This window comes from Cognatishimia activa (assembly GCF_026016445.1).
Taxonomy (GTDB): domain Bacteria; phylum Pseudomonadota; class Alphaproteobacteria; order Rhodobacterales; family Rhodobacteraceae; genus Cognatishimia; species Cognatishimia activa_B.
The window spans coordinates 1,392,738-1,419,734 of record NZ_CP096147.1; the positions used below are offsets into that span (position 1 = coordinate 1,392,738).

The window sequence follows — 26,997 nt, forward strand, 5'->3', positions numbered from 1 at the left end:
AATTATTGGTGGAGGCGAGCAGATGCTGACCAAGAAGCAAAAAGACCTTTTGGAATTCATCCACAAACGGCTTCAAAAAGACGGTGTTCCGCCGAGCTTTGATGAAATGAAAGACGCGCTGGATTTGCGGTCAAAGTCGGGTATTCACCGGCTGATCACAGCTTTGGAAGAACGCGGATTCATTCGGCGCCTTGCCCATCGGGCCCGCGCAATAGAGATTGTGAAACTACCAGATGGCATGGCACCGATGGCTGGCATGGGGGGATTTGAACCCAAGGTTATCGACGGACCACATCCCTCACCCGCCCAAGCAGCCAATGTCACTCCTGATGAGGTGCAGCTCTTTGCGCGCGAACTTCCCGTAATGGGTCGCATTGCTGCGGGTGTTCCAATTGAGGCGATCAGCCATGTGCATCACCACGTAGCTGTGCCCGGTCAGATGCTGAAATCCGGTGGGCAGCATTATGCGCTTGAGGTGAAAGGTGACTCAATGATCAACGCGGGCATCAATGATGGCGATGTGGTGATCCTACGCGAGACCTCCTCTGCGGATAATGGCGATATCGTAGTTGCGCTTATCGAAGATGAAGAAGCGACGCTAAAAACCTACCGCCGTGTTGGCAGCTCCATTGCCTTAGAAGCCGCGAACCCGGCTTATGAAACCCGCGTCTTCCCGGATGAGAAAGTGCGCGTTCAGGGCCGTTTGGTCGGGTTGATCCGCAACTACTGATTTAACTGGTTTGGGGGCGACCATAGTCTTCGCCCCCGCCGCTCTGCGACTGTCTGAAATGACAGCTCACCAGCACCACCGATCCAGATGGCAACTGCTCCGGTTGACGCCAAACGACTGGCATCAAAGACCTCACAGTTTTCTAAGGTGGCTGCGGTTTGATCAAGAACCACTATCTCAGAGGCGGTACATTCCGTAAATTGAGCGACACCTTTTTTGCCCTGATAGTGTAGGAGCGCGTGCTCCGCGAGCTGTGAAACAAAGACCCCCGGCTGGATTAGTTCTCCACGTGCCGCAGCCTCTGCTTGCGGAGCCTCGTCGCCATCGTTTTCAAGCCAATTCTTCGCAACAAATCCCTGCCCGCGCGTTTTGCTAAGCGCTCGCCCCTGATCTGTTAAAACACCAACCAGTTTGCCATCTCCTGAGATAAGCACCATTGGGCGATCAGTCTTTACCCAAAACATAATCGCTACCCCCATGCCGAAGGCAGCCAGCCATCGCAAATGCCCTTTCCAAAGAATAAGCCAGCACCCGCTGAAACCCAGAACCGGCAGAACCCAAGCATTTGGCGTCACGACAGGAACGCGCGCGCCTTCAAGCGCACTGACCCAATTTGCCACAAGCAATATCCAGCGCAGCCCGATAGCCATGAAATCCAAACCGATGCCTGCCCCTCCAAAGGGGGAGAGCAGCGCAGCCAATACAGCTCCTGGAATGACGATCATTCCCATGGCTGGCACCGCCAAGACATTGGCGAGCAAACCATACGCAGCCCATTGATTGAAATGCGCCGCCGCGAAGGGTGCGGTTGCAAGTCCAGCGATCGCTGAAGACAGTACCAATGTGAAAATTGTTTTCTGCCAGCGCCGTAAAGACAAACCTGGAATATCTCTCAACGCGGAAAACACATAGACCAAGGCCGTTGTCGCTGCGAATGACATCTGAAACCCCGGAGAAAGCAGGCTTGATGGTCGCAGCGCTAATACAATGAATGCTGCTATGGCGACCGACCGCAAAGTCAGCGCCCTTCGATCCAAAGTGACCGCGATCAGCGCAACGGCTGCCATGATAAACGCCCTCTGTGTTGCAATTGATGCACCTGACAACAGCAAATACCCAGTGGCCCCTATCAAAGCGGCAATGGCTGCGATTTTTTTTACGGGTATGCGAAGTGAAATTGATGGCCTTAGGGAGAATGCCAACCTGATGGTTCCAAAAAGAAATGCCGCCAAAAGCCCCATGTGCAAGCCAGATATGGCCAGAAGATGCGCAAGGTTGGAGATCCTAAGCGCGTTGATTGCCTCTTGTGAAAAAGCACTTCGATCCCCGGTGGTGACGGCAGCGGCAAATCCTCCAACATCGCCACCAAGATAATCCGCCACAAATCGTGAGATGGCAAAACGCAGATTGGCAATCGGCATTGCCCCCTCAGGTGGCTTCATTTCCAAAGCAGGTGTGCGTGTGTAACCGACGGCGCCAAGCTGTAAGAACCAAGCATGCCGTTGAAAATCAAATCCTCCGGGTTCAACAGGTCCGTCGGGCCCAGAGAGATGCCCCGTCAGACCAATGTATTGCCCGGGTTGCGGCTTTAACCACTCCTGCCGACCATGCAATGAAATGCGGATTCGCTCAGGCGTTTGATCCTCTGACATCTTCGTCAGCTGCACCTGATCCAATGTCAGCCGTAAAGCATGCGAACTTGATCGGTCGATATGGATCACACGTCCATATATCGGCCCATAGTAATGATAGGACAGGATCGGCGCGGCAAGACTGCGGGCATTTATCCCTGCCCAAGCACAGCCGAGCACCATCATGACCGGCAGAAACGCTGCCACACCAATGAGATAGCGAAATCTGGCGACCAGTGCGAAACTGAAAAGTCCGAACAGAGATAAAGCGACCAAAAACAGAAAATCTGGCTCAAATCGCAAAGAAAAATAGAGACCTATTCCAATAGCGAAACACACAACAGACCAGACGAAGACCTGACCATATTGCTTTGAAATCTGAAAGTTAAGCCAGGTATAGACGGCCAAAACGGCACCTCGTTATCTTGTGCGCCCTATCTTGTTCTCTGGCCCTCTGGTCGTTACACAGGCACCAAATCTATTCCTCTCTTGGTTACTGAAAGGTTAAGCCTGTCATGTCCGGCACGGTTGTCACACGATTTGCACCATCCCCAACTGGGTTCCTTCACATCGGCGGCGCCCGTACGGCTCTGTTCAACTGGCTTTATGCGCGCGGTCGCGGTGGGAAATTCTTACTGCGCATCGAAGATACAGATCGCGAACGCTCTACCCCAGAGGCCACCAACGCGATCCTGCAGGGCATGGAATGGTTGGGACTGGATCATGACGGTGAGATCGTTAGCCAGTTTGAAAACGCAAACCGCCACGCAGAAGTAGCGCTGCAACTTCTGGCCGAAGGCAAGGCTTACAAGTGCTTTGCCACACAGGAAGAAATCGCCGAATTCCGTGAGAAAGCCCGCGCAGAGGGTAAATCCACGCTCTACCGCTCTCCTTGGCGCGATGCAGACGTCTCCACACACCCGGATGCGCCCTATGTGGTGCGCATCAAGGCACCTCAAACGGGTGAAACTGTCATTAAAGACGAGGTTCAGGGTGACGTCACCATCAAGAACGATCAGCTGGATGACATGATCCTGCTACGCTCTGATGGCACGCCTGTTTACATGTTGGCCGTTGTTGTGGATGACCACGATATGGGTGTTACGCACGTAATCCGCGGCGATGACCATCTGAACAACGCAGCACGTCAGATGTTGGTTTACAATGCGATGAACTGGGACATACCGGTCTGGGCGCATATCCCGCTGATCTTTGGCCCAGACGGCAAGAAACTCTCCAAACGCCACGGCGCTACTGGTGCGCAGGAATATCAAGCGATGGGCTATCCAGCCGCTGGCATGCGTAATTATCTGACCCGTCTGGGCTGGAGCCATGGCGATGACGAATTCTTCACGGATGCACAAGCGCAAGAGTGGTTTGATCTCTCTGGCATTGGCAAAGCACCCGCACGATTTGACTTCAAAAAGCTCGAAAATATCTGTGGCCAGCACATTGCAGCTTCTGACGATGCCGCACTGCTGCAAGAGCTAGAGGCATACCTACACGTTAAAGGCGAAAAATCTCTAGAAAGTGATGTTACCGTACTTCTACGGGAAGCAATGTACTGCCTCAAAGATCGAGCGAAGACTTTCCCGGAACTCCTTGTAAAAGCTGAATTTGTTCTCGCGAAACGCCCAATTGCACCAGATGAAAAAGCCGCAAAAAATCTCGATTCTGTATCCCGTGGTATACTCAGTGAATTGACGCCGCAGCTGCAAAATGCTAGCTGGTCGCGTGAGGGGCTTGAGGCGGTCACCAACTCCTTTGCTGAGGCGAAGGAAATCAAATTCGGCAAGATGGCAGGACCGCTCCGCGCGGCACTTGCAGGCCGGGCGGTGACTCCAAGCGTGTTTGATATGATGCTCGTTCTCGGGCGCGACGAAACCATCGCGCGCCTGCAGGATGCGGCAGAGCCATCATAAGGCAAAAGGACGACACGTCGCCCTTCTGTCTTGTGCACGAACGAACGCCCGGGGCCTTGTGCCCGGGGCCACAAGAGGAAGGGAAACCTATGACCGACAGCAAGAAATCCGCCACACTCAATATTGATGGCGAATCCTACGACCTGCCGATCTTCTCACCCACCGCTGGCCCTGATGTGCTGGATATCCGCAAGCTTTATGCGCAAGCGGGCGTCTTCACATATGACCCGGGTTTCACGTCTACTGCGTCCTGTGACTCCACCATCACCTTCATCGATGGCGGCAAGGGCGAGCTGCTGCACCGTGGCTACCCGATTGATCAGCTGGCCAGCAAATCCCACTATCTAGAGGTCTGCTACCTGCTGCTTTACGGTGAACTACCGACAGCCGCGCAGCTGGAAGACTTTGAAACTCGCGTGACAAACCACACCATGGTGCATGAGCAAATGCACAACTTCTTCCGCGGTTTCCGTCGCGATGCGCACCCAATGGCGACATTGGTGGGCGTGGTTGGTGCGATGTCTGCCTTCTACCACGACTCCACAGATATTTCTGACCCTTGGCAGCGTGAAGTGGCGGCGATCCGTCTGATCGCGAAACTGCCTACCATCGCAGCGATGGCTTATAAATACTCCATCGGTCAGCCGTTCGTTTACCCACGCAACGATCTCGATTACGCGGCGAACTTCCTGCACATGTGTTTCTCTGTGCCTGCAGAAAACTATGAAGTGAACCCAATCCTGTCCCGTGCGATGGACCGGATCTTCACTCTGCATGCAGACCACGAGCAGAACGCATCCACATCCACTGTGCGTCTGGCGTCTTCTTCTGGTGCAAATCCATTTGCATGTATCGCAGCCGGCATCGCCTGCCTCTGGGGGCCTGCTCACGGTGGCGCGAACCAAGCCTGCCTTGAGATGCTGAAAGAGATCGGTTCCGTGGACCGCATCCCTGAATTCATCGCACGTGCGAAGGACAAAGACGATCCATTCCGCCTGATGGGCTTTGGTCACCGTGTCTACAAAAACACCGACCCACGCGCGACTGTTCTGAAGCAGTCCGCAGACGAAGTTCTGGAGCTACTGGGTGTCGAAGACAACCCACTGCTGCAGGTCGCAAAAGAGCTGGAACAGACCGCTCTGAACGATCCATATTTCATTGAGAAGAAACTCTTCCCGAATGTGGACTTCTATTCCGGCATCATTCTGGAAGCGATGGGTTTCCCGACATCCATGTTCACACCGATCTTTGCCCTGTCCCGCACAGTTGGCTGGATTTCTCAGTGGAAAGAGATGATCGGCGATCCACAAAACAAAATTGGTCGCCCTCGTCAGCTCTATCTGGGCGAAACAATGCGCGATTACACAGATATCGAGAACCGCTAAGGGTTTCTAATGTCGAAATGGAAAAGCCGCCCGATGGGCGGCTTTTTTAACGTATTCACTTGTAAAGCTTATGATGTGGAGAGCATCTTACTTTCAATCGCGATGTCCAAAGTTTCGTTATTGATATCCATGAGACCCAATACATCGATGTTGGCAGGTGTATTGTTGGTCAACACCTCGATCGCCTGATCTTCAAGACCTCCGTCGACAAACCAAGTATAAAATGCCTGCGCTACGTCGTCTGAGCCATCCCCGACAAAAGTCAGTGTTACTTTACGCATGTGTATTCTCCAATAAATTGGTGGTTGAATTTTTTGTACATCAAAGCCGTACACCCCTCGTACGACAATTTGATTACGTTCTAGGACACATCAAATTGCGCCCAGATTGGCCTGTGATCTGAAATGTGAAATCTCAGATAGGCATCGAAATCGGATTCATCGCGCTGAGGATCATCCCACAGATCACTAAAGAGCGCGCCGTCGAAATCAAAGACGCCTTCTTGAATGAAAGATTGTCCGGCATCGCCTGGCAGGAAGGCCAGCTGGTCATAGTGTTTCCCTTCGGTGATCGTCGTTCCGATCCTCGATTGATGTGCCGGAATATGAAGTCCACGAGCCGTCAGCGCGTCATACATCTGATCCCCCGGCTCAGCCGCCGGCATATTCAAATCTCCAATCACCACCACATTGTCGGAATAGGCATTCCCGCGTTTGTCACGCAAATCTGCCCATCGCCCCAGGGCATAACATTCGAGTGCGCGACGGTTCTTAGAGTGCGTGGAGTCGCTCCCGAAATAGAGATGCGCGTTTACAATCGTGAATTCGCGATTCCCGCAGGAAAACGCAACGGCAAAAGGATTACGATCAAATCCATCAAATTTCTGCTCTGAATGCGGCAAACGAATATAACGATGAGAGGAAGGAGGAATAGCAATTTCACCCGCCAGCTCTAGCCTATCAACTCGCGCAGTGTCATGGATGAACACCATACGTTCGTTGTTGCCTCCTTGGTCAGACATCACGGCTGCATAGCCGCTTGGCAGAGCCGCCTGCAGGCGCCGAAAGTCACTAAGTCCTTCTTTAACTTCTTGAATTGCAACGACATCAAACCAACTCAGCACCTCGGCCATCACTTCGATATCATCTTGCGCCCTTACTTGTTTCTCGTCTCCCAGATTGGCAATATTCCAACTGGCCAAGAGCATTTTGTCGTTCTGCTTGGTTGGAATCTGACGCCCTGGCTCTGTATCACGCCAAGTTCGCAGTTTCTGAATTTCGGTTTGTGGGTCGTAGGAATATGAAAAGTCGGGTTTAGGAAATGGAGGCATAAAAAATCTCGCGCTAGTAAACAACCAACGCGAGATTAACTTAGTTTTAAACTATCACCAAAGGTGAATTTAAAGGTTAACGCCCTTCGTAATTTGCAGGCCTCTTCTCAAGGAAAGCCACAACTCCCTCCTGGAAGTCACGGGTTTTACCGCAAGCGCCCTGCAACTTCGCCTCATGCGCCAGTTGCTCATCGAGATTGTTGTTCCACGTTGCGCGCATCGCTTCCTTGATCCGCGCGTAGGCGGCAGTCGGACCATTTGCCAGATGAGCTGCACGGGATTTCCAGTGATCCGAAAATTCCTTATCGGCCACATGTTCCCAGATCATGCCCCATTCATCCGCTTGTTTCGCAGTGATCTTGTCTGCAAACAGAGCTGCGCCCATCGCTTTAGCCATGCCCATTTGACGTGGCAGCATATAGGTCCCGCCAGCATCTGGCATCAGACCAATACGCGTGAAGGCTTGGATAAAGACGGCACTTTCAGAGGCGATCACCACATCTGCTGCCAAAGCAAGGTTAGCCCCTGCCCCGGCTGCTGCACCGTTCACCGCTGAAATCACCGGCAATGGGCAATCCAGAATGGCCCGGATCATTGGCGTATATTCGTCTCGCAGCGTGCGCTCCAGATCAAGTGTCGCGGCATTGCCGCCATCGCCTAGGTCCTGCCCCGAACAGAAGGCAGCGCCAGCTCCTGTCAACACCAGGACACGAATACCCTGAGTCTGACCATGCAAGGAAATATCATGCACCGCATGTGTGATCTCCGCCCGCATCTGCGCATTCAGTGCGTTCATTTTCTCCGGGCGGTTCAGTGTCAGAACGGCCACGCCGTCTTTCACATCGAGTTCAATCGCTTGATATTCCATCAGGGCCTCTCAAATTCTTTGCCTCAAGATAGGATCATTCACAGCCCTGTGAAGGGGAACCGCACGTCAATCTTTCAGGATTTCCTGCAATCGCGCTTTTTCTTCGTCGGATAGAGCCTCAACCTTGCGTTCCGCGCGTTTGGACCGGCGGCGCAAATAGCCACCTGACAATCCCAACCCAAGGATCAGCATCACCGGGCCTGCCGCCCATAGAACGATGTTACTGCCACCTGTCTGAGGTTTCAGCAGCACGTATTCTCCGTAGCGATCAACCACGAACTCCACCACATCCGTGTTGCTGTCACCGGCAACCAGACGTTCGCGCACGAGTACCCGAAGGTCTTTAGCGATCCCTGCATTGCTTTCATCGATGCTTTCGTTGCGACAAACCAAGCAGCGCAGGTTCTTCGAAATGATCCGGGCGCGTTTCTCAAGCACCGGATCATCGAGAATTTCGTCCGGCTCCACCGCCCAAAGCGGGGTCGCGACAATCATCAAAAGGATTAGCAGGCGTTTCAGTCCCCAGGTCATTCCGCAGGCACTCCAACCCGTTTGCGCGCACCAGCCGCGACCCGATAGCGGCGGTCAGTGAGGCTTAATAGGCCACCAAGAGACATCAGGGCGCAGCCCAACCAAATCCAGTTTGCAAGCGGCTTCACATAGGTGCGCACAGTGTGGCCACCATTATTCTGTGCATCACCAATCACCACATAGACGTCTCGGAAAACACGGTAGTCAATCGCCGCCTCAGTTGTAGGCATGCCAGCCACCGGATAGATGCGCTTTTCAGGCTGCAGCAATGCAACCTCACGCCCGTTCTGCGTCACCAGAACATCCGCCATGGTCGACAGATAGTTCGGCCCTTCCACGTCACGGACCTGTTTCAGGGTGATCTCGTAAGTGCCAACTGGGAACGGCTGATCAATCTGTGCCACGCGAATGTCTTCCACTTCCCAGGCCATCAGACCCGCGATGGCAAACATCGTAACGCCAAGACCTGCATGGGCGGTTGCCTTCCCCCAATCCGCACGCGGCAGACGCATCAACCGAGCCAGACGTTGAGACAGCGATCCACGGCCCGTGCGGCTCATCACATCGATAAATGCACCAACCACGACCCATGTGCCCAGCAGCAGCCCTACCGGCCCCAGAAGGCTCTTTTCTGTCTGCAGCGCCCAGGCCAACCCGGCCAAGGCGATAGCCAGGACCGCAGCTGGCACCAGCTTCGGTGCCACTCGCCCCAACATAGCGCGCTTCCATGGCAACATGGCCCCGATGGGCAATAGTGCCCCTAGCGCGATCATAAAGGGCGTAAAGGCAAGATTGAAAAACGGTGGTCCGACGCTGAGCACACGGTCAAAGAACATCTCGGAAAAGAGCGGCCAGATCGTACCGACGAAGACCACAAGACAGGACACAGCCAGAAGAAGGTTGTTTAGGACCAAGACGCTCTCACGGCTAATCACGCCAAAGACACCCTTGGCTTCAAGCGCTCCAGCACGCGCCCCAAAGAGCGTCAGCGCCCCCCCCATGAAGATCGCCAAGATTGCCAGAATGAAGACTCCGCGTTCAGGGTCGTTCGCAAAGGCATGCACCGAGGTGATGACACCTGACCGGACAATGAATGTCCCGATCAAGGAAAAGCCAAAAGCGAGGATTGCCAAAAGAATCGTCCAGCTTTTCAGGCTTTCGCGCTTTTCCACCACAATCGCGGAATGCAGCAAGGCCGCAGCCAAGAGCCATGGCATGAAGGACGCGTTTTCAACCGGATCCCAGAACCAGAAACCGCCCCAGCCCAGCTCGTAATAGGCCCACCACGATCCAAGCGCGATACCGATGGTCAGGAAGATCCAAGCCGCCAGGGTCCAGGGGCGCACCCAGCGGCCCCAGGCAGCATCGACACGACCTTCGATTAAGGCAGCGACGGCAAAGGAGAAGGCCATAGAGAGACCAACATAGCCCAAGTAGAGAAACGGCGGATGCAATGCCAACCCCGGATCTTGCAACAAAGGGTTCAACCCACGGCCATCAAAAGGAACACCATTGATATCAATGCGATCAAACGGGTTTGATGTGAACAGAATGAAGGCAAAGAAGGCCACCGCTATGGCCGATTGCACCGCTAATGCGCGCGCTTTTAAACCCGGAGGCAGACTGCCTCCAAACCAGCTGAGGCACGCGCCAAAGAGCGTCAGGATCAGCACCCAAAGCAGCATCGACCCTTCATGGTTCCCCCACACACCGCTGATTTTATACAGCATCGGCTTCAGCGTGTGCGAGTTGGCGTAGACCAGTCGAACAGAAAAATCAGAGGTCACAAAAGCATGGGTCAGAACGCCAAAAGCAAAGGCTGTGAGGAGAAACTGCGCAGAGGCCGCTGGATCAGCCAGCGCCATCCAACCAGACCAACGTTTCTGCGCCCCAATCAGAGGCACCACCGCCTGAACTACGGCCACAATCGCGGCAAGTATCAGGGCAAAATGACCAAGCTCATGTAACATGAGCACTATATACGACGCGCAGAATTGATCGCCAATTCAATTCGCTGTGCTTCCTAAGGCCAATTGTCGCGCGTCAGGAAGCTTTCGAGTTTTGCCAATCCACAAGCGCGGCATTGGGCTCTTCCTGCAAAAAGGCAGGGGCATTCTGCTGCCCTTGCACCTCTGCAATCTGTGAAAGCGCGGCGGCCATAGACCGTTGAAATTCCATTCCTTTCATCTGATGTCGCGCCCCAAAGTAGAAACTGACGATCACTCCCAAAAGCCACCAAAGGGGCTCCGGTACAAGCGCAATGCCCTGCATGCGCGCTGCAAACCAAACCGGATCGACCATGGCTGAGACAAAGAGCCCCAAGCACCCCAAAGCCATCAAAGGACGCGGCAGTCGATTGATCGCGTCCATAAGACGGTCAAACCGACCTCGTCTCCCCCTCAAAAACTCGCCACCAAATTGCGCCATGGCCGCGGTGTGGCGCTGATGTTCTCGCTGCGCCCCGGATTCCGCATTCTCGCGAAAGACCTCAACCGTTTCGCGCACCACGTTGCGCCCGCCACCAAAAATGAAATCCAGTACTCGAGTGATCACGCCCATGCCGCCACCCTTTCAGAGAACTCCTCTTCAGTCATGTGATAGCGCGCTGACATGAATTCCTCCGCGCGCTTGATCCAACCGCCCTTCCCGCCAGAACGGTTACGCGCGTATTTACGCGACGCGGGTCGCCGGTCAGCCAATCTGAAATAGTAGTTTCGCCGCGCAATGGCATAGGCGTCGGCAAGATGATGCGGTGCCAATGCCGCTGCACTTTCGCAGGCTGCCAAAGATTTTGGGCCAAGCACCCCATCAACTGCTATGGACTGCCCCATCTGGTTCAGCAGTCTTTGCAGTATCTTCACCGCATTCGCGCCAGCATTCACATACATATCAAAGACACTGGCCTGTAACTCGGCAGGCAGCCCACCAAGCCCCGGTCCGTCGAAATAGTGTTTAAGGAATATCTCAACGGCCTGCGACCTGCCCAAGCGGCGCACATCTTCCCCGTCCACATCACCGTCCCCGTCGACGTCAATGCCAAGTCGTTTCAACGTGCGGATTGTCACCCCGTAGTTCGTCGCCCCTCCGGGATCATCGGGATCATTCACATACCCCCCCTCACGCGCCACGATCTCTGTTGCGATCTGTCTGACATCCAACATTTGTCGCCCCTCTTCTGCTGAGGCGAAATTCGCAAAAGACCTCTTAAATCTACGCAATTTCACCGCGCGCGGCATAGGCAACGCCAGATCGGGTCGACGCATTCGCTGCTGGGGTCGAGAGCACATCAAAACAAAGCGGCCCGGTGAATTCTCACCGGGCCACCGCTTACCTACAAAAGCAAACTTCTAGGTTTCAGGCTCTACATAGACACCTTGCTCTTTCAGAGCGTCCAGCACTTCCTTTGGCATATATGTCTCATCGTGTTTCGCAAGGATTTCAGAGGCTTGGAAAACACCATTGATGTAACGACCTGTGCCAATCATGCCCTGATTTTCTTCAAAGAGATCGGGTAAAACCCCGGTGTAAGCCACAGCCACTGAGCCGCCACCGTCTGTCACACGGAAGGTCACGGTCTCCCCTTCGCCGCGCACAAGGCTGCCTTCTTCAACCAGACCACCCATGCGGAATTCCTCGTTTTCCGCAGGTGGTTCGGCAATCACTTCGGCTGGAGAGCGGAAATAGTTGATCCCATCCCGCATCGCATAGCCAATCAGTGCCGTTGAAAGCGCCAGCGCCACGGCGGCGACCAGCACGATCTGAATGCGTCTTTGCTTTTTGAGGCCTTTCATTGCCTCTCCTTCACATGCTTATGGGAAACATGGTGCCAGCATCAGGCCGGCGGTTTCCTCTTCACCCAGCATCAAGTTGGCGTTCTGCAACGCCTGCCCGCTGGAGCCTTTGGTCAGGTTATCAAGCGCCGCAATAACAATCGCGCGGCCTTCGATCCGGTCCGCGGTCACACCAATGTGGCAGAAGTTGCTGCCCCGCACATGCCGCGTGCTTGGCGCCTGGCCAAAGGGCAGCATCTCGATAAACGGCTCATCCGCATAGGCTTTTGACAGGGTATCATAGATCACCTGCGCATCACCCTGCACATAAACCGTCGCCAGAATGCCACGGTTCGCTGGCACCAGATGCGGTGTGAACTGAACTTTGACTGGCCGCCCTGCTATCGCTGAGAATTCCTGGTCAAATTCACCCAAGTGCCGGTGTGTGCCGCCGATGGCATAGGCGTGGTAGCCCTCGCTCAGTTCCGCGTGCAGTAGATTCTCCTTCAATGACCGTCCTGCGCCAGATACTGCACATTTCAGGTCCAGAATGATCTGATCAAGATCAATAACACCGGCTTCAATCAACGGACGCAGCACATATTGGCCGGTTGCCGCGTTACAGCCGGTTCCGGCAACCAAACGCGCTTCTTTAATCTGATCGCGATAGAACTCGGTCAGGCCGTAAACTGCCTCTTCCTGACACTCCAGTGCATCATGCTGACCGCCATACCATTTGACGTATTCTTCTGGGTCACGCAGACGGAAATCCGCTGACAGATCAACGACTTTGACTGTCTTAGGCAGTGCCTTGATGACTTTCTGGCTCGTGGCATGCGGCAAACCACAGAAGACAAGATCAACGTTATCAAAGTCGATCTCATCAATCTTCACCAGATCAGGCAGCTTCAGATGGCGCAGGTGCGGGAACACATCTTCATAAGCCATGCCAGCCTTGGAGTTTGCCGCAAGAGCGACGATTTCCATAGATGGATGGGTGGCAATCAACCGAACCAGTTCAGCACCTGTGTATCCAGAAGCGCCAAGAATAGCGATTTTATGGGTCATATCAGACCTTTCATATCTTCAATGCCTAGATAGGCAGCTTCGCGGCGCTTTGAAGCCGCGAATTGTCACATGTTGGGAATGGGTTTTACGGATGCCTTGAAAGGACATCAAGCCGAGATGAACTGGATCTCTCGTCGCAAAAACCGTGTCGCATGGGCAGAGACCAATTTCGGATCACCGGTGGTCAGGAACATGCTCTCTTGTCCAGATCCGCGCATATTCGGGTGCCGCTCCAGATAATCGCCCAGACTTTCTGCAACCAGTTTCGCCTGACTATAGACTTTCACGTCTGGCCCCAACGCATCCTGAAACGTCTCAGCCATCCAAGGATAATGTGTACAGCCCAAAATAGCGGCTTCTGGATTTGGCATTTTGCGCTTCAGCGCTTCCACATGGCTGCGCACCAGGGCCTGCGCCAGAATGGTGTCGCCTTCTTCGATGGCATCAACGACACCACCGCAAGCCTGCGCTTCTACATCCACGCCAATCGCACGGAATGCCAATTCACGTTGAAAAGCACGGCTAGAGACCGTCGCTGGCGTCGCAAAGAGCGCCACATGTTTCACAGCAACTTCACGCGGTGGGCTATTGTCACCCCAGCTGCGTTCGGTCATGGCCTCGATCAAAGGGACAAAAACCCCAAGCACACGCTTATCAGCAGGCAGCCAGCTTTCTTGAATGCGCCGCAGAGCCGCGGCACTTGCCGTATTGCACGCCAGAATAACGAGATCACATCCCGCCTCCCATAGGCGTTCAATCGCAAAGGTGGTTTTCTCAAAGATATCGTCTGCATCACGCACACCATATGGCGCGTGCGCATTGTCGCCGAAATACACAATTGGCTGATCAGGCATGGCCGCATGAACCGCGTCATAAACCGTCAATCCGCCCAATCCGCTGTCAAAAATTCCCACTGCCATGGTTTTGCCCTTGCTATCACCCGATTGGGGTATCAGCCCTTATATTTCTCTTCAAATTCAAACCCATAGGACGATGCGTCGATCCCATCTTGAGATAAAGCATAGGTACGCGTGCGAAGGAAGTCCATGAGACGCTTTCTATCACCTTTAAATCCCACAATTTCAGACCGGTTTATCGCTTTTCCGACCACAATTCGAACCGGAGCGTCCACGCGTTTACGAAATTCGCGGATTAGAAACCCCATTCTTAAAGTATAGTGCAAATGGCTTGCCAGCTGAAACAGACGTGAGGTGGTGCCCTCAAAGAAAACTGGTACGATCTGTGCGTCAGACTTTTCAATCATACGCGCTGTGAACCCGCGCCAAACTGGATCAAGCGGAACCCCGAATGGCGCAGCTGCTGTTGAGACCGTCCCGCCCGGAAAAATACCTATGGCGCCGCTGTCATGCAGGTAATCCAGCGCCACCTTACGGGTCCGAATATTCAGAGCAAGCGCTTCCTTCGTGGCGTCAAAGCTGATCGGCAGAATGATGCGGTCCAGATCCTCGGCCTTCCGAAAGACCTGATGCGCCAGGATGCGAAAGTCACCGCGCAACGCGCTCAGGATATGCCCCATCACAAGTCCATCCAAGATGCCATAGGGGTGATTGGCGATCATCAAAAGCGGCCCTTCGCGCGGTATCAGGTCCAACGAACCACCCACGACTTCGAGCTTCAGCCCATAGCGCTCCATCATGACCTGCCAGAAATCAGCGCCCTGAGCGACTTCCTCTTCGTAGCCTTTGGCGCGCCTGATCAGCCCTAACCGACCGGTGGAATTCTCCAGAAGCCGGATCATGGCCTCGCCGGCTGAAGTTTCTGCGGAATAGGCATAGCTAATATCGCGCGCCGTTGCGTCTTGGGGCATTTTTTGAAGCACTCGATCTTTCCTCCAGGTCACCGAATTCCACGGCGAATTGGTCTTCCTTCATCGAAGATAAATGCGAAGCCATTCAATTTCCATCAACGTTTGCTTGAAACCTGCAGCATCTTTGCGACAAACGCCTCAAACAGAGGCAATCTGGGCTGGATCACTCCGCAATCGGTCTCATTTGAAGCGCCTAGCCCCCTGAAAACATGACTTTTTGCTACACCCACCAATATTCTCCACACATTCTTTCTTGGGAGTGTTTTACTCATCAATAAACTCTATTATGCCTTTACGCGCGACAAAGGGGTACGGTCATGGACTGGGACAAATTACGGATTTTTCACGCGGTTGCCGATGCAGGGAGTCTTACCCATGCGGGCGACACGCTGCATCTGTCACAATCCGCCGTTTCCCGCCAAGTTCGCGCACTGGAAGAAAGCCTGAACACAACGCTTTTTCACCGTCATGCCCGTGGTCTCATCCTGACAGAACAAGGCGAATTGCTGTTTGAAGCCACTCGTTCAATGTCCAAACGGTTGGATGCCGCAGCGGCGCGCATTCGCGACAGTGAAGAAGAGGTTTTTGGAGAGTTACGCGTCACAACCACGCTTGGATTTGGCACGCTTTGGCTCGCTCCGCGCCTGCACAAGCTCTATGAGCTCTACCCGGATCTGAATATCGACCTGATGCTGGAGGAAAAGGTGCTTGATCTCCCAATGCGCGAGGCCGACGCGGCAATCCGCATGAAAGAACCTAGCCAAGCTGACTTGATCCGCAAACGCCTGATGAGCGTTCGTATCCGCCTGTTCGCAACACAGGCCTACATCGACAAACACGGCGCGCCTGAGTCCATCGATGATTTGACCAATCACCGGCTTATCTATCAGCGCACCGAATCCATTCAGGTTGGCGCCAGCTCATCCTTAACTCACACACTTCTGGCCAACGAAATCCCGTCTCGCCTGATGGTGAATAACTATTTTGGCGTTCTTCAGGCCGTCCTGCATGATCTTGGAATTGGCGTGCTGCCCGACTATGTGGTGGAAGAGCACCCTGAACTTGTGCGTGTTTTGCCAGATATTGAAAGCGACGATGTGCCTGTCTACCTCGCCTACCCAGAAGAACTGCGTCACTCCAAACGCATTCAGGCCTTCCGCGACTTCGTGCAGGAAGAGATTATCGATTACCGCAAACACCTGCGCGAAATCAGCGGTTAATGGGCAAGCCCAACATTAGAAATCAAAACTTGCCTGTGGCGGATCATAGGGCTCGATCAGATCGGGCCCGTCGCTTTTTCGATCAATCGGTTTCACACGATGATATTCAAAGCGCCCTGCATGAGAGGTGCCCAATGTTTCCTGCGCTTGATCAGCGGTAGTGACATTGCCAAGCCAATCCTGAATCTCATCTGGTGATAATATTACTGGCATACGCGGATGCAGATGAGCGATTTCTTTTGCCGCAGGTCGGGTCATGATGGTGCAGCATTTCGTACCCGATCGATCAATCGAGTAGAAACCCGCAAAAAACAGCATAGGTGCGTTGCGTTTCACGGTCACGAAATAGGGTTCCTTACGCCCACTCGCGCCACTCCATTCGTAATACCCTAGCGCCGGGATCACGCAGCGACCGTCTTTCCAAAAGTCTTTCCAGAAATCGACATTCTCGATCTTAGAGTTGATCATCTTATGCGTGTTCTTGGGCAGTTCCATCTGCCACTTGGCGCTGGTCAAAAGCGTCGCCCCCTCGATCGCATGAGCCAATTGCACCTGATCTGTTGGGCTGATGTTAAAGCCCGGTTTTGAGGTTGGCGCACTGCCGTCCGGGAGCAACTTTCCATAAAGAAAGTACTCCATCAAAGCCAACATTTCGGCTTGGGTCAGGTGTCCAGCAGCGAATTTTCCACACATAGACTTAGACTACCGCTGTCCATTCTGATGGCAACGTCTCAATGAAAGAAATCCAACCAAGGGTTAACCCTGCAAAAACATTCGATAAACACCGCGCGATGTCAGCCATGCATATAGCGCATAACGGGTTTGACTCATGTTTTCTTGAAAGATTCATCCCTGCCTACTATTTCAGCTCTCGAAGACGGTGATTGCACTTAGGCGCATCATCTTCATACCTCCCTGTTGGACTAAGGCCGAGCTTATTTGCTCGGCCCTTTTTTTTGCCCAATCGATTGGCAGTTCACACGACTCTTATGGTGTCTCTATCTTTTCAGCTCCCTGCAGAAGCCCCACCCGTTAACAAAGTGATTTCTTTTTAATCAGCGGAGCCAATATTTCCGGGTTAACCGAGAGCACCTGAGCCTTTAGCGAACCCATTTTAATATTCAAAGACACCCGGAAGGGTCACCCATGCTTTCGCGGCCCCCGTCAAGGAGGAGCATTCAGTGTGACCGGGTCTAAATCCGAGGCCAAATCGAATTAATTCCACAGCACATGGCCTTTGGGTCAACGGCCCCCTTCCCCTTTGAGCGTCCTTGTCGTAAAGAGCGCGCAACATCATCCCGCATGCCACCGCATTGCGAAGTCAGGGGACAGAAATGCAAGATCCAGAAATCACTGAAGACGTCATCGCGAGCCATGGTTTCACACCAGAAGAATACGCCGAGGTGATCAACATTCTGGGGCGCGACCCTACTTTCACCGAGATGGGTATTTTCTCTGCAATGTGGAACGAACACTGTTCCTATAAGTCTTCCAAAAAATGGCTGCGCACCCTGCCAACCGATGGCCCACAGGTGATCTGTGGACCGGGCGAAAACGCGGGTATCATCGATATTGGTGATGGCGATGCTGTGGTTTTCAAAATGGAAAGCCACAACCACCCATCTTACATTGAACCTTACCAAGGTGCCGCCACCGGTGTTGGCGGCATTTTGCGTGATGTCTTCACTATGGGCGCGCGTCCTATCGCAGCCATGAACTCTCTAAGCTTCGGTGAAACCTCCCACCCAAAGACCAAACAGCTGGTCAATGGCGTGGTTGAAGGTATCGGCGGCTACGGCAACTGCTTTGGTGTTCCAACCGTGGGTGGCGAAGTGCGCTTCCACCCGGCTTATAATGGCAACTGCCTTGTGAACGCTTTCGCAGCGGGTCTCGCGAAAACAGACGGCATCTTCTACTCCGCGGCATCCGGCGTTGGCATGCCCGTTGTTTATCTCGGCGCAAAAACTGGCCGTGACGGTGTTGGCGGCGCGACCATGGCCTCGGCTGAATTTGACGACACCATCGAAGAAAAGCGTCCAACCGTTCAGGTTGGCGACCCGTTCACTGAAAAGCGCCTGATGGAAGCCACTCTGGAGCTGATGCAGACCGGCGCAGTGATCTCTATTCAAGACATGGGCGCTGCAGGCCTGACCTGTTCCGCTGTTGAGATGGGCGACAAAGGCGGTCTGGGTGTGAAGCTCAACCTCGAAGACGTGCCACAGCGCGAAGAGAACATGACAGCTTACGAAATGATGCTGTCTGAATCTCAGGAACGCATGCTGATGGTTCTGAAACCAGAACTGGAAGCCGAAGCGCGTGCTGTTTTCGAAAAGTGGGACCTTGATTTTGCAATCGTCGGTGAAACCATAGCCGAAGACCGCTTCCTGATCGTTCACAACGGCGAAGTGAAGGCGGACCTGCCGCTGTCCAAACTTTCCTCCACGGCGCCTGAATATGATCGTCCGTGGATCGAAACTCCGGCGGCAGAGCCTCTGGCAGACGTACCTCAGGTTGATCCAATTGATGGTCTGAAAGCTCTGATCTCTTCCCCGAACTACGCGGGCAAGCAGTGGGTTTATGACCAATACGACTCCATGGTTATGGCTGACACCGCGCGTGGTCCGGGCAAAGGCTCTGGTCTGCTGCGTGTCCACGGCACTGATAAGAAACTGGCCTTCACTTCCGACGTGACCCCACGCTACGTGAAAGCGAACCCAGTGGAAGGCGGCAAACAGGCCGTTGCAGAAGCCTACCGCAACCTGACAGCTGTTGGTGCGCTGCCTCTGGCAACCACTGACAACCTGAACTTCGGCAACCCGGAAAAGCCTGAAATCATGGGCCAATTTGTGGGCGCGATCAAAGGCATCGGTGAAGCGGTTGCGGCTCTTGATATGCCAATCGTTTCTGGCAACGTCAGCCTTTACAACGAAACCGACGGTAAAGGTATTCTGCCAACCCCAACCATTGGTGCTGTGGGTCTGGTTGCCGCAGACGAAGAACCAATCGACGGTGAAGTCCGTGAAGGCCACGTAGCGCTGCTGGTTGGCTCAACCGGTGAACACCTCGGTCAATCCGCCCTGCTGGCAGAAGTCTTCAACCGCGAAGAAGGCGACGCGCCTTCGGTTGATCTGGCCGAAGAAAAGAAAAACGGTGAATTCATCCGGGCGAACCGCGCATTGATCAAAGCCTGCACTGACCTTGCAGACGGCGGTCTGGCCCTCGCAGCCTTTGAACTTGCTGAAGCAGCCGGTGTTGGTGTGCATCTGGACAGCGATGCAACGCCAGAACTCTTTGGTGAAGACCAAGCCCGCTATCTGGTGGCCTGCAACTTCGATCAGGCCGAAGCGCTTATGCTGGAAGCAGGCAAGGCGGGTGTGACTATCCAATCTGTTGGTAAATTCGCAGGCGACAGCGTGAAATTCGGCGGCTCCGAAGCTCCTCTGGCCGAACTGGCTGAAACCTTCCGCGGCAGCTTTGCCGCTGCGGTAGCCTGATTATGTCGGGGAAAGCCACCCCTTTCCCCGATCTCACAGCTGATTGCTCTCGATGTGCCGCGCTCTGTTGCGCGGCATATCCGTTTGACGATGACGAAGATTTCGCGCTTTTCAAAGAGGTCGACACCCCCTGCCCGAACCTTTCAAAATCCTGTTTTGATTGCTCGATCCACGCAGACCTGCACAAACGCGGCTTTCGCGGTTGTGTCACCTATTCCTGCGCGGGGGCTGGTCAGAGGGTCACACAGGAACTCTTTAATGGGGAAACATGGCGAGATGATCCTGATCTTCTCACCCATATGACCTATGCTCTGCGCGTGGTGCGCCCCATCCACGAGGCGCTGCTGCTTCTGCAGGAGGCGCAACGGCTGCCCATTCCGGAACATAAAAACGCCGAGGCCAAGGCGCTTATGGCAGCGCTTTGCCCAGACTCTCCGAAATCGATCTATGATTTTGAGGAACCTGAAGTTCAGGATGCGCTGGCAAGCGTGCCGGATTTTCTGCAATCTTTGGCACCTTTTGTCTCGGTCTAGTGATCGAATGGCGCTTGCAGCCCCCAAAGGCGCACCCTAAGTTAAGCTCGAAGAAAATGAGGAACATTCATGGCCATTCTCGCCTCTGATATCGAAGCAATGATCCGCGCCGGCTTTCCGGATGCCAAAATCACCGTCATGGGCGATGACGGGCAGCATTTTGCGGCTGAGGTCGTGGACGCAAGCTTCAAGGGCATGTCCCGCGTCGCACAGCAACGTGCCGTGAACGCAACTGTTAAGTCCGCGATCGATAGCGGCGAATTGCACGCTTTGGCCCTGACGACAAAGGCGCTTGAGTGAATTTCGAAATCTGGGTTTACGTGATTGCCATCGTCGGCGGTATAATCGGTTCGATAGCGATCATTATTACTACTCTGAAGCGTGGAGTGCCCAGAAAACCAAAAGGAACCGCACCAGGACAAGGCAGTTCGCTTATTGTAGGTGGTGCGGGTGCATCAAGTGGCGAAGGTGGCGGCACGTCTCGTGCTTACACGGTACCCAAAGACCCGAACGAATATGCGAAGGCCTTTGTGCCTAGCTCTGCAAAGGATCAAAAGAAATGACCGACGTAAAAACCCGGATCGACGAAACCGTTAAAGGCAACGACGTAGTGCTCTTCATGAAGGGCACCAAAGAGATGCCTCAGTGTGGCTTCTCTTCTCGCGTGGCTGGTGTGCTGAACTACATGGGTGTCGAATATACCGACATCAACGTTCTGGCAGATGAGGATGTGCGTCAGGGTATCAAAGACTATTCTGACTGGCCAACCATCCCACAGCTCTACATCAAAGGCGAGTTCGTAGGTGGTTGCGACATCATCTCTGAGATGACCCTATCTGGTGAGCTCGACACTTTGTTTGACGAAAACGAAGTTGGTTATAGCAAAGAGATGGCAGATAAAATCCGCGCGGCAAACGCTTAAGTTTCAGAACTTCAAAAGAATAAAGCCGGGCTGAAGCCCGGCCTACATCGCCAATATAGGCAGGCCGGGCTTCAGCCCGGCTTATTTATTGGGTGCCGCCTTACTTGGCCGCCTTCTCTTCTACGGTGCTGGCCAGGGCTTCTGCGCGCGCGGCAAGTTCCGCCAAACTGTCTTTGATAGAGTTCGGCACCACAGGCACTTCAACCTTTTCAGGCATTGGAAGCGGCATGTTCTTCATGCTTTCGATTTCCTCTGCCTGCTCAGCGATCTTGGCTTCGAGTTCGCGCAGCTTGTCATCCATGCCTGCTGATTTATCTGCCAGCATAAGACCCGCCATCAGCAACATGCGTGCCTCCGGGATGCGACCGATTTGACTGGTCAGAACACGCGCCTCATCATCCAGCATCTTGGCCGCAGACTGCAGGAAGTGCTGTTCACCCTCCTGGCATGCCACTTCGAAGGTGCGGCCACCGATTGTGATATCGACTTCTGGCATTAGAGCGACTCCTCTGTATCTTTTTCAGGATCGCCCAAAAGCGGCTGAAGGGTCTTCAGGATCACATCCGTTTCGGCGCGTTCAAGCTCCTGAGCTGCCTGCAGCGCTTCCAGCTCCACTTGCAGGGACTGATTGATCGCCTCAGCATCTGCCACCTTGGCGGTTGCAGCCTGACGCATTTGCGCTGCGTTGCTGCGCATCAACTTGTTGGTCCGGCGCATGCGCACCAAGCGGCTGTTCAGGCCTTCCCAGGCTTCGCGTTCCGAGGCTGAAACCGCACGGATGTATTCCAACTCTTCCGCATGCGCCTTTTTCAACGCATCGAAATCCCCGTCACTGGTGCTTGCCGCATTGGCTGCAGCTGCACCGGATAGGGTTTTAATCTGTTCTTCCAAAACGGCCTTTGCGCTGCGCTCTTCTGCAAGCGCCGCCTCGAGCTCCGCGATCCGCTCCGCCTGAGCATCTGACCCTTCAGAACTCGGCGCGGAAGCCGCAGGATTAACATCTATTTGATCAACACCCTGAGCGATCCGATCCAGTGCCGCTGATAATCTGTTTTCCAGATCTGCAATCTCACTCATCACTGCCGTCCTTTCGTCCGTCCCTCAAGACACATGCGCTGCTCCCCGAATCGCGCGCCGGTCCAAATTTCTTTGAGTTTACCCAAAGGCTCTGGAAATTGCGCCCCCTTTCATTTCAAAGACTTGCGGCCTGCGCTTAATCCAGCCGACAAGGCTGTCCTTGAACTTATGTGTAACCCTGCTATTGAGCGCTAAAGCACATATAAACCAGAGGACGTCGCCCCAGTGGAAAACGCTGACATCGCCGCATTGAAAGCCAAAAATCCTGATCACTGGATGAAGGCCACCGCCATCCGCGCTCTGGCGCTTGACGCAGTAGCAGCCGCAAATTCCGGCCACACCGGCATGCCGATTGGCATGGCAGATGTGGCAACTGTGCTGTTTGAAAAGCACCTGAAATTTGACGCTGCAAACCCACAATGGCCAGACCGCGACCGCTTTATCCTGTCTGCGGGTCACGGCTCCATGCTGATCTACGCGCTGCTCTATCTCTCTGGTGACAAGCAAGTCACTCTGGATCAGATCAAGAACTTCCGTCAGCTCGGCGCTCTGACCGCTGGCCACCCGGAAAACTTCCTGATCGACGCTGTGGAAACCACCACAGGTCCGCTGGGCCAAGGTATTGCAAACTCTGTTGGTTTCGCCATCGCAGAAGAAATCCAGCGTGCGCAATACGGCAAGAAAATCGTCGACCACAACACCTATGTGATCGCGGGCGACGGCTGCCTCATGGAAGGTATTTCTCAAGAAGCCATCGGTATCGCGGGTCGCCACTCTCTGGGCAACCTGATTGTCTTCTGGGACAACAACAACATCACCATCGACGGGACTGTTGAGCTGTCTGACCGCACCAACCAGGTGCAGCGTTTCAAAGCATCCGGCTGGCACGTGCAGGAAATCGACGGTCACGATCCAGAACAGATTGATGCGGCCATCACCGCTGCGAAGAAAACCAAAAAGCCATCCATGATCGCTTGCAAAACCCACATCGCGCTGGGTCACGCTGCACAGGACACATCCAAAGGCCACGGCGCTCTGACCGATCCGGATCAGCTAAAAGCGGCCAAGGAAACCTGGGGCTGGAACTACGGGTCTTTCGAAATCCCTGCAGACGTGAAAGCCCAATGGGAAGCCATTGGGTCCCGCGGCGCGGCGGATCGCGAAGCTTGGGAAGCGCGTTTTGCAGAGGTTTCCACTCAGAAACAAAACCGTTTCAACCGCGCATACGCTTTGGAAGCGCCAAAGAAACTCTCTGCAGTGATCAAAGCGCTGAAGAAAGAGGTGTCTGAAGGCCAGCCAAAAGTGGCAACCCGGAAGTCTTCCGAGATGGCCCTGAAAGTGATCAACGCGGTGATGCCTGAAACCGTGGGCGGCTCTGCCGACCTCACCGGTTCCAACAACACCAAGACCGATGATCTTGGCATGTTTGACACCAACAACCGCAAGGGTCGTTACATCTACTGGGGCATCCGTGAGCACGGTATGGCTGCTGCCATGAACGGTATGAACCTGCACGGTGGGATGCGCGCCTACGGTGGTACCTTCATGGCTTTCACCGACTACGCACGCCCATCCATGCGTCTGGCGGCCCTGATGAAAGTGCCAACTGTTTTCGTAATGACCCATGACTCCATCGGCGTTGGCGAAGACGGCCCAACCCACCAGCCGGTTGAGCACGTGGCGATCTCCCGCTCCACGCCAAACACCTATGTGTTCCGCCCAGCGGACACTGTGGAAACAGCGGAAGCCTGGGAAATCGCTGTGACGTCCAAGTCCACACCATCTGTCATGGCCCTGACCCGTCAAGGCCTGCCAACCGTGCGGACCGAGCACAAGCTGAAGAACCTGACAGAGCAAGGCGCTTATGTGCTGGCGGATTCCGAAGGCAAACGCCAAGCGATCCTGATTGCCACCGGCTCTGAAGTCGAAGTGGCCCTGAAAGCCCGCGATCTGCTGCAAGCTGAAGGCATCGGCACCCGCGTGGTTTCCATGCCGTGTATGGAGCTCTTTGCTGAGCAGGACGAAAGCTACCGTCGCAAGGTTCTGCCAGCAGGCCCAGTCCGCGTTGGTATCGAAGCCGGTGTACGCCAAGGCTGGGATCAGTGGCTGCTGGGCGAGCGTGGCAAGAACGGCAAGGCAGACTTCGTCGGCATGGACAGCTTCGGCGCGTCCGCACCTGCAGGTCAGCTCTTTGAGAAGTTCGGCATCACTGCAGAAAATGTTGCCAACAAAGTCAAAGCGATGCTCTAAACATCGCACCTTATCAAATTCAAAGGGCGCCCCAATCGGAGCGCCCTTTTTTATTGACCTGATCTGATCATTTCCCTGATCTTCACAGCTTTCTCGAAGTGATCCAACTCATGGACCTTGATCCACCATGTCGCCGCTTCAAAAAGCGCATCTGGGTCATCATTCCGATTGGCAAAAAACGCATAGAAAGAGACACCAACCGTCTCGCCCTTCTTTGCTATTTTCTCATCACAGACCTGAATGATTTTTGAACGTAAACTTTCTCGCACCAAACCTATTCTTCTTTGCAAAAATACTCCCGCCGGAGGCATCCAACGGATCAAAGCAGCGCTAGGCCTTCTTAGGCCACAGCGCCTTCCACACCGGGGCAATCACCTTTGAGGCAAGAGGAATAAGCAAAAAACCAAGCGCCAACCCAAAGACGCCGTCCATGGTTGCCTTGCTCAACCACTCCACAAAGCCCTCCCAGGCTTCCGGGACTGAATGACCCGCCGCATAGGCCCAGTCGTGGATGTGATGGCCAAGCCAGCTAAAGCCAAGTTCCTCAAGCCCGTGAACGATAATCGACCCGCCGACCCATAACATGGCCGCGGTGCCAACAATCGTCAGGAGAGTCATGAACTTCGGCATGGTTTTCACAATCCCACGACCAAAGGCGCGAATTGCTCCAACAGCGCTGTTGCGCGCCATCCAGAGGCCGACGTCATCTGCCTTCACAATCAGCGCAACGGAGCCGTAAACGGCGACCGTAATCCCTATGCCCACCATCGCCAAAGTCGCTGCTTCCATCCAGAAATTGCTTTCTGGGATTGCGGCGAGTGAGATGGTCATAATCTCAGCAGAGAGAATAAAATCTGTCTTGATCGCCCCGGCGACCTTCTGCTCCTCCAGATGCGCAGGATCACCGGGCGCGTCTTCTGGAAAAACATGGTGCTCATCATGAGGCACCAGCAGGTGATAAATCTTCTCTGCCCCCTCAAAGCAAAGATACGCCCCGCCCAACATCAACAAAGGCGCGATCAGCCAAGGGGCGGAATTCGCCAACAAAAGGCCAATAGGCAAAAGGATCAGGATTTTGCTTTTGAAAGACCCTTTGGCGATCTTCCAGATGATCGGCAATTCTCTTTTGGCTTCAAAGCCATGCACGTATTTTGGCGTCACGGCAGCATCGTCAATCACAGCGCCTGCTGCTTTGGCCCCCGCCTTAGCCGCATTTGCCGCCACATCGTCAATCGACGTCGCTGCGATTTTTGCAATACCTGCCACGTCATCCAGCAGCGCCAGCAAACCACTCATACCATATCCCTCAAGTGCCATTCCCGCACCGCGGGACACGCACAAAGATAACGGTCAATGTTGGAATTCCAAGGCCTGTCTTCGACAGGCGCGTAGGCGACGTTATCCGAGGCGATCTTTCAGCGCTTTGTTTACGTCAGGAGTTACAAATTTGCTGACATCTCCGCCCAGGCGCGCAATTTCTTTGACCAGCTTGCTGGCAATCGCCTGATGCTGCAGATCGGCCATCAGGAAGACAGTTTCAATGGATGAATCCAGTGCTCGGTTCATGCCAACCATTTGATATTCATACTCAAAGTCAGTCACGGCACGTAGGCCCCGCACGATGGTCTGCGCGCCCACTTCTTTGGCACAATCAATCAGCAGGTTCTCAAACGGGTGCGCAACGATTTCGACGCCGGTTTCTTTGGAGAGCTTGCCACATTCCGCTTCGATCATGGCCACGCGCTCCTCGAGCGAGAACATCGGCCCCTTGTCCCGATTGATCGCAACGCCAATGACCAGACGGTCCACCAACACAGTCGCACGACGAATTATGTCGATATGACCCAGAGTGATCGGGTCAAATGTTCCGGGATAAAGGCCGATGCGCATTCAATTTCTCCAGCTTTCTGTCCTGGTAAGGTGATGGCACGCAACAATATTGCCTGCCAAATTGCAAGAGATCATCTGTCGCATCAGTGAAACTACGGGACGTCAGTACCCCATGATCATGCCTTCAAGAGCATCTTTTTCCATTGCCAGCTCAGACAAGCGCGCTTTTACGACGTCGCCCAAAGTGATGATGCCAACAAGCTTCCCATTCTGCAGCACTGGCATATGACGAAAACGTCCTTCGGTCATTTTCGCAAGAATACTGACCGCATCGTCGTTCAGACCACAGGTGACCAAATCTTTGGTCATCATGTCATCGACCTGGTCGCTCATACAGGATGGACCCCGATTGCCGATTTCACGGACGATATCACGTTCTGAAAGAATACCATCTGCCGTTTCGCCATCTGCAGAGACTATCACTGTACCAATGCGCCGATCCGCGAGGATTTTGGCGGCATCTTGCACCAATGACCCTGGTTTTACCGAAACGACTTCGGCGTCACCTTTCTCTTTCAGAATTTGCTGCACCAGCATCTGCGTCCACC

29 protein-coding genes are annotated in these 26,997 nt (G+C 54.0%); 10 read left to right on the forward strand and 19 right to left on the reverse strand.

Features of this window, described 5'->3' with window-relative positions; genetic code table 11:
- Positions 1–22 precede the first annotated feature (22 nt).
- Entirely contained in the window at positions 23–730 is a 708-nt protein-coding gene (gene lexA / locus M0D42_RS06880) for a transcriptional repressor LexA (protein WP_265020851.1), read from the forward strand.
- Here the strand turns inward: lexA and M0D42_RS06885 are convergent.
- Entirely contained in the window at positions 724–2,769 is a 2,046-nt protein-coding gene (locus M0D42_RS06885; RefSeq protein ID WP_265020852.1) for a ComEC/Rec2 family competence protein, read from the reverse strand. The two genes, lexA and M0D42_RS06885, sit on opposite strands and share 7 nt — an antisense overlap.
- 107 nt (positions 2,770–2,876) lie before the next feature.
- On the opposite strand from M0D42_RS06885, the gene gltX reads away from it, so the two are divergent.
- Both gltX and gltA read left to right on the forward strand, forming a co-directional pair.
- Positions 2,877–4,283, forward strand: a complete 1,407-nt coding sequence (gene gltX / locus M0D42_RS06890) for a glutamate--tRNA ligase (protein ID WP_265020853.1) — start codon at positions 2,877–2,879, stop codon at positions 4,281–4,283.
- Positions 4,284–4,372: 89 nt separating this feature from the next.
- Positions 4,373–5,668 carry a citrate synthase gene (gene gltA, locus M0D42_RS06895; RefSeq protein ID WP_265020854.1) on the forward strand — a complete coding sequence of 432 codons (1,296 nt, stop codon included), beginning with the start codon at positions 4,373–4,375 and terminating at the stop codon, positions 5,666–5,668.
- Between the two features lie 68 nt (positions 5,669–5,736).
- Here gltA and M0D42_RS06900 read toward each other — a convergent pair whose 3' ends face one another.
- The 11 genes from M0D42_RS06900 to M0D42_RS06950 form a co-directional block, all read right to left on the reverse strand.
- Positions 5,737–5,949, reverse strand: a complete 213-nt coding sequence (locus M0D42_RS06900) for a hypothetical protein (protein WP_265020855.1) — start codon at positions 5,947–5,949, stop codon at positions 5,737–5,739.
- Between the two features lie 80 nt (positions 5,950–6,029).
- Positions 6,030–6,998, reverse strand: a complete 969-nt coding sequence (locus M0D42_RS06905) for an endonuclease/exonuclease/phosphatase family protein (RefSeq protein ID WP_265020856.1) — start codon at positions 6,996–6,998, stop codon at positions 6,030–6,032.
- A 76-nt stretch (positions 6,999–7,074) separates the two neighbouring features.
- Positions 7,075–7,866, reverse strand: a complete 792-nt coding sequence (locus M0D42_RS06910) for an enoyl-CoA hydratase-related protein (protein ID WP_265020857.1) — start codon at positions 7,864–7,866, stop codon at positions 7,075–7,077.
- Between the two features lie 66 nt (positions 7,867–7,932).
- Positions 7,933–8,397, reverse strand: a complete 465-nt coding sequence (locus M0D42_RS06915) for a cytochrome c-type biogenesis protein (protein WP_265020858.1) — start codon at positions 8,395–8,397, stop codon at positions 7,933–7,935.
- Entirely contained in the window at positions 8,394–10,367 is a 1,974-nt protein-coding gene (locus M0D42_RS06920; protein WP_265020859.1) for a heme lyase CcmF/NrfE family subunit, read from the reverse strand. The genes M0D42_RS06915 and M0D42_RS06920 overlap by 4 nt, the downstream gene beginning before the upstream one ends.
- Positions 10,368–10,440: 73 nt before the next feature.
- Positions 10,441–10,956 (reverse strand): holin family protein, encoded by a 516-nt coding sequence (locus tag M0D42_RS06925; RefSeq protein WP_265020860.1) that lies wholly within the window; start codon positions 10,954–10,956, stop codon positions 10,441–10,443.
- Positions 10,947–11,558 carry a holin-associated N-acetylmuramidase gene (locus tag M0D42_RS06930; RefSeq protein ID WP_265020861.1) on the reverse strand — a complete coding sequence of 204 codons (612 nt, stop codon included), beginning with the start codon at positions 11,556–11,558 and terminating at the stop codon, positions 10,947–10,949. The genes M0D42_RS06925 and M0D42_RS06930 overlap by 10 nt, the downstream gene beginning before the upstream one ends.
- A gap of 186 nt (positions 11,559–11,744) precedes the next feature.
- Positions 11,745–12,188, reverse strand: coding sequence for a cytochrome c maturation protein CcmE (ccmE, locus tag M0D42_RS06935; protein WP_265020862.1), 444 nt, complete (start codon positions 12,186–12,188; stop codon positions 11,745–11,747).
- An 18-nt stretch (positions 12,189–12,206) separates the two neighbouring features.
- Complete coding sequence (argC, locus tag M0D42_RS06940; RefSeq protein WP_265020863.1) at positions 12,207–13,235, reverse strand: N-acetyl-gamma-glutamyl-phosphate reductase; 1,029 nt, start codon at positions 13,233–13,235, stop codon at positions 12,207–12,209.
- A 107-nt stretch (positions 13,236–13,342) separates the two neighbouring features.
- Entirely contained in the window at positions 13,343–14,155 is an 813-nt protein-coding gene (gene murI, locus M0D42_RS06945; protein WP_265020864.1) for a glutamate racemase, read from the reverse strand.
- Between the two features lie 32 nt (positions 14,156–14,187).
- Positions 14,188–15,063: a lysophospholipid acyltransferase family protein gene (locus M0D42_RS06950; RefSeq protein WP_265021114.1), complete on the reverse strand. Its 876-nt coding sequence runs from the start codon at positions 15,061–15,063 to the stop codon at positions 14,188–14,190.
- 317 nt (positions 15,064–15,380) lie between these two features.
- On the opposite strand from M0D42_RS06950, the gene M0D42_RS06955 reads away from it, so the two are divergent.
- Entirely contained in the window at positions 15,381–16,283 is a 903-nt protein-coding gene (locus tag M0D42_RS06955; RefSeq protein WP_265020865.1) for a LysR family transcriptional regulator, read from the forward strand.
- A gap of 15 nt (positions 16,284–16,298) precedes the next feature.
- On the opposite strand, the gene M0D42_RS06960 is transcribed toward M0D42_RS06955, so the two are convergent.
- Complete coding sequence (locus M0D42_RS06960) at positions 16,299–16,976, reverse strand: SOS response-associated peptidase (protein WP_265020866.1); 678 nt, start codon at positions 16,974–16,976, stop codon at positions 16,299–16,301.
- A gap of 641 nt (positions 16,977–17,617) precedes the next feature.
- Here M0D42_RS06960 and purL point away from each other — a divergent pair.
- From purL to grxD, 5 genes are all read left to right on the forward strand, one after another.
- On the forward strand, positions 17,618–19,777 hold the full coding sequence (gene purL / locus M0D42_RS06965; protein ID WP_265020867.1) for a phosphoribosylformylglycinamidine synthase subunit PurL: 2,160 nt from the start codon (positions 17,618–17,620) through the stop codon (positions 19,775–19,777).
- Between the two features lie 2 nt (positions 19,778–19,779).
- Positions 19,780–20,310, forward strand: coding sequence for a hypothetical protein (locus tag M0D42_RS06970; protein ID WP_265020868.1), 531 nt, complete (start codon positions 19,780–19,782; stop codon positions 20,308–20,310).
- Between the two features lie 69 nt (positions 20,311–20,379).
- On the forward strand, positions 20,380–20,610 hold the full coding sequence (locus M0D42_RS06975) for a BolA/IbaG family iron-sulfur metabolism protein (RefSeq protein ID WP_265020869.1): 231 nt from the start codon (positions 20,380–20,382) through the stop codon (positions 20,608–20,610).
- Positions 20,607–20,873, forward strand: coding sequence for a hypothetical protein (locus M0D42_RS06980; protein WP_265020870.1), 267 nt, complete (start codon positions 20,607–20,609; stop codon positions 20,871–20,873). Before M0D42_RS06975 ends, M0D42_RS06980 begins: the two co-directional genes overlap by 4 nt.
- Positions 20,870–21,232: a Grx4 family monothiol glutaredoxin gene (grxD, locus tag M0D42_RS06985; RefSeq protein ID WP_265020871.1), complete on the forward strand. Its 363-nt coding sequence runs from the start codon at positions 20,870–20,872 to the stop codon at positions 21,230–21,232. Before M0D42_RS06980 ends, grxD begins: the two co-directional genes overlap by 4 nt.
- A 100-nt stretch (positions 21,233–21,332) precedes the next feature.
- Here the strand turns inward: grxD and M0D42_RS06990 are convergent, their stop codons facing one another.
- Positions 21,333–21,728, reverse strand: a complete 396-nt coding sequence (locus tag M0D42_RS06990) for a cell division protein ZapA (protein WP_265020872.1) — start codon at positions 21,726–21,728, stop codon at positions 21,333–21,335.
- On the reverse strand, positions 21,728–22,309 hold the full coding sequence (locus tag M0D42_RS06995) for a hypothetical protein (RefSeq protein WP_265020873.1): 582 nt from the start codon (positions 22,307–22,309) through the stop codon (positions 21,728–21,730). Before M0D42_RS06995 ends, M0D42_RS06990 begins: the two co-directional genes overlap by 1 nt.
- Before the next feature lie 276 nt (positions 22,310–22,585).
- On the opposite strand from M0D42_RS06995, the gene tkt reads away from it, so the two are divergent.
- Positions 22,586–24,559, forward strand: a complete 1,974-nt coding sequence (gene tkt / locus M0D42_RS07000; RefSeq protein WP_265021115.1) for a transketolase — start codon at positions 22,586–22,588, stop codon at positions 24,557–24,559.
- Positions 24,560–24,609: 50 nt separating this feature from the next.
- On the opposite strand, the gene M0D42_RS07005 is transcribed toward tkt, so the two are convergent.
- The 4 genes from M0D42_RS07005 to M0D42_RS07020 all read right to left on the reverse strand — a co-directional run bounded on the left by M0D42_RS07005 (position 24,610) and on the right by M0D42_RS07020 (position 26,986).
- Positions 24,610–24,828: a DUF6500 family protein gene (locus M0D42_RS07005; protein WP_265020874.1), complete on the reverse strand. Its 219-nt coding sequence runs from the start codon at positions 24,826–24,828 to the stop codon at positions 24,610–24,612.
- 61 nt (positions 24,829–24,889) lie between these two features.
- The gene (locus M0D42_RS07010; protein ID WP_265020875.1) at positions 24,890–25,855 is read right to left on the reverse strand and encodes a DUF808 domain-containing protein; all 966 of its coding nucleotides are present in this window, start codon (positions 25,853–25,855) and stop codon (positions 24,890–24,892) included.
- A gap of 102 nt (positions 25,856–25,957) precedes the next feature.
- Positions 25,958–26,449 (reverse strand): pantetheine-phosphate adenylyltransferase, encoded by a 492-nt coding sequence (coaD, locus tag M0D42_RS07015; RefSeq protein ID WP_265020876.1) that lies wholly within the window; start codon positions 26,447–26,449, stop codon positions 25,958–25,960.
- A gap of 102 nt (positions 26,450–26,551) precedes the next feature.
- The gene (locus M0D42_RS07020) at positions 26,552–26,986 is read right to left on the reverse strand and encodes a CBS domain-containing protein (protein WP_265020877.1); all 435 of its coding nucleotides are present in this window, start codon (positions 26,984–26,986) and stop codon (positions 26,552–26,554) included.
- Positions 26,987–26,997: the final 11 nt, after the last annotated feature.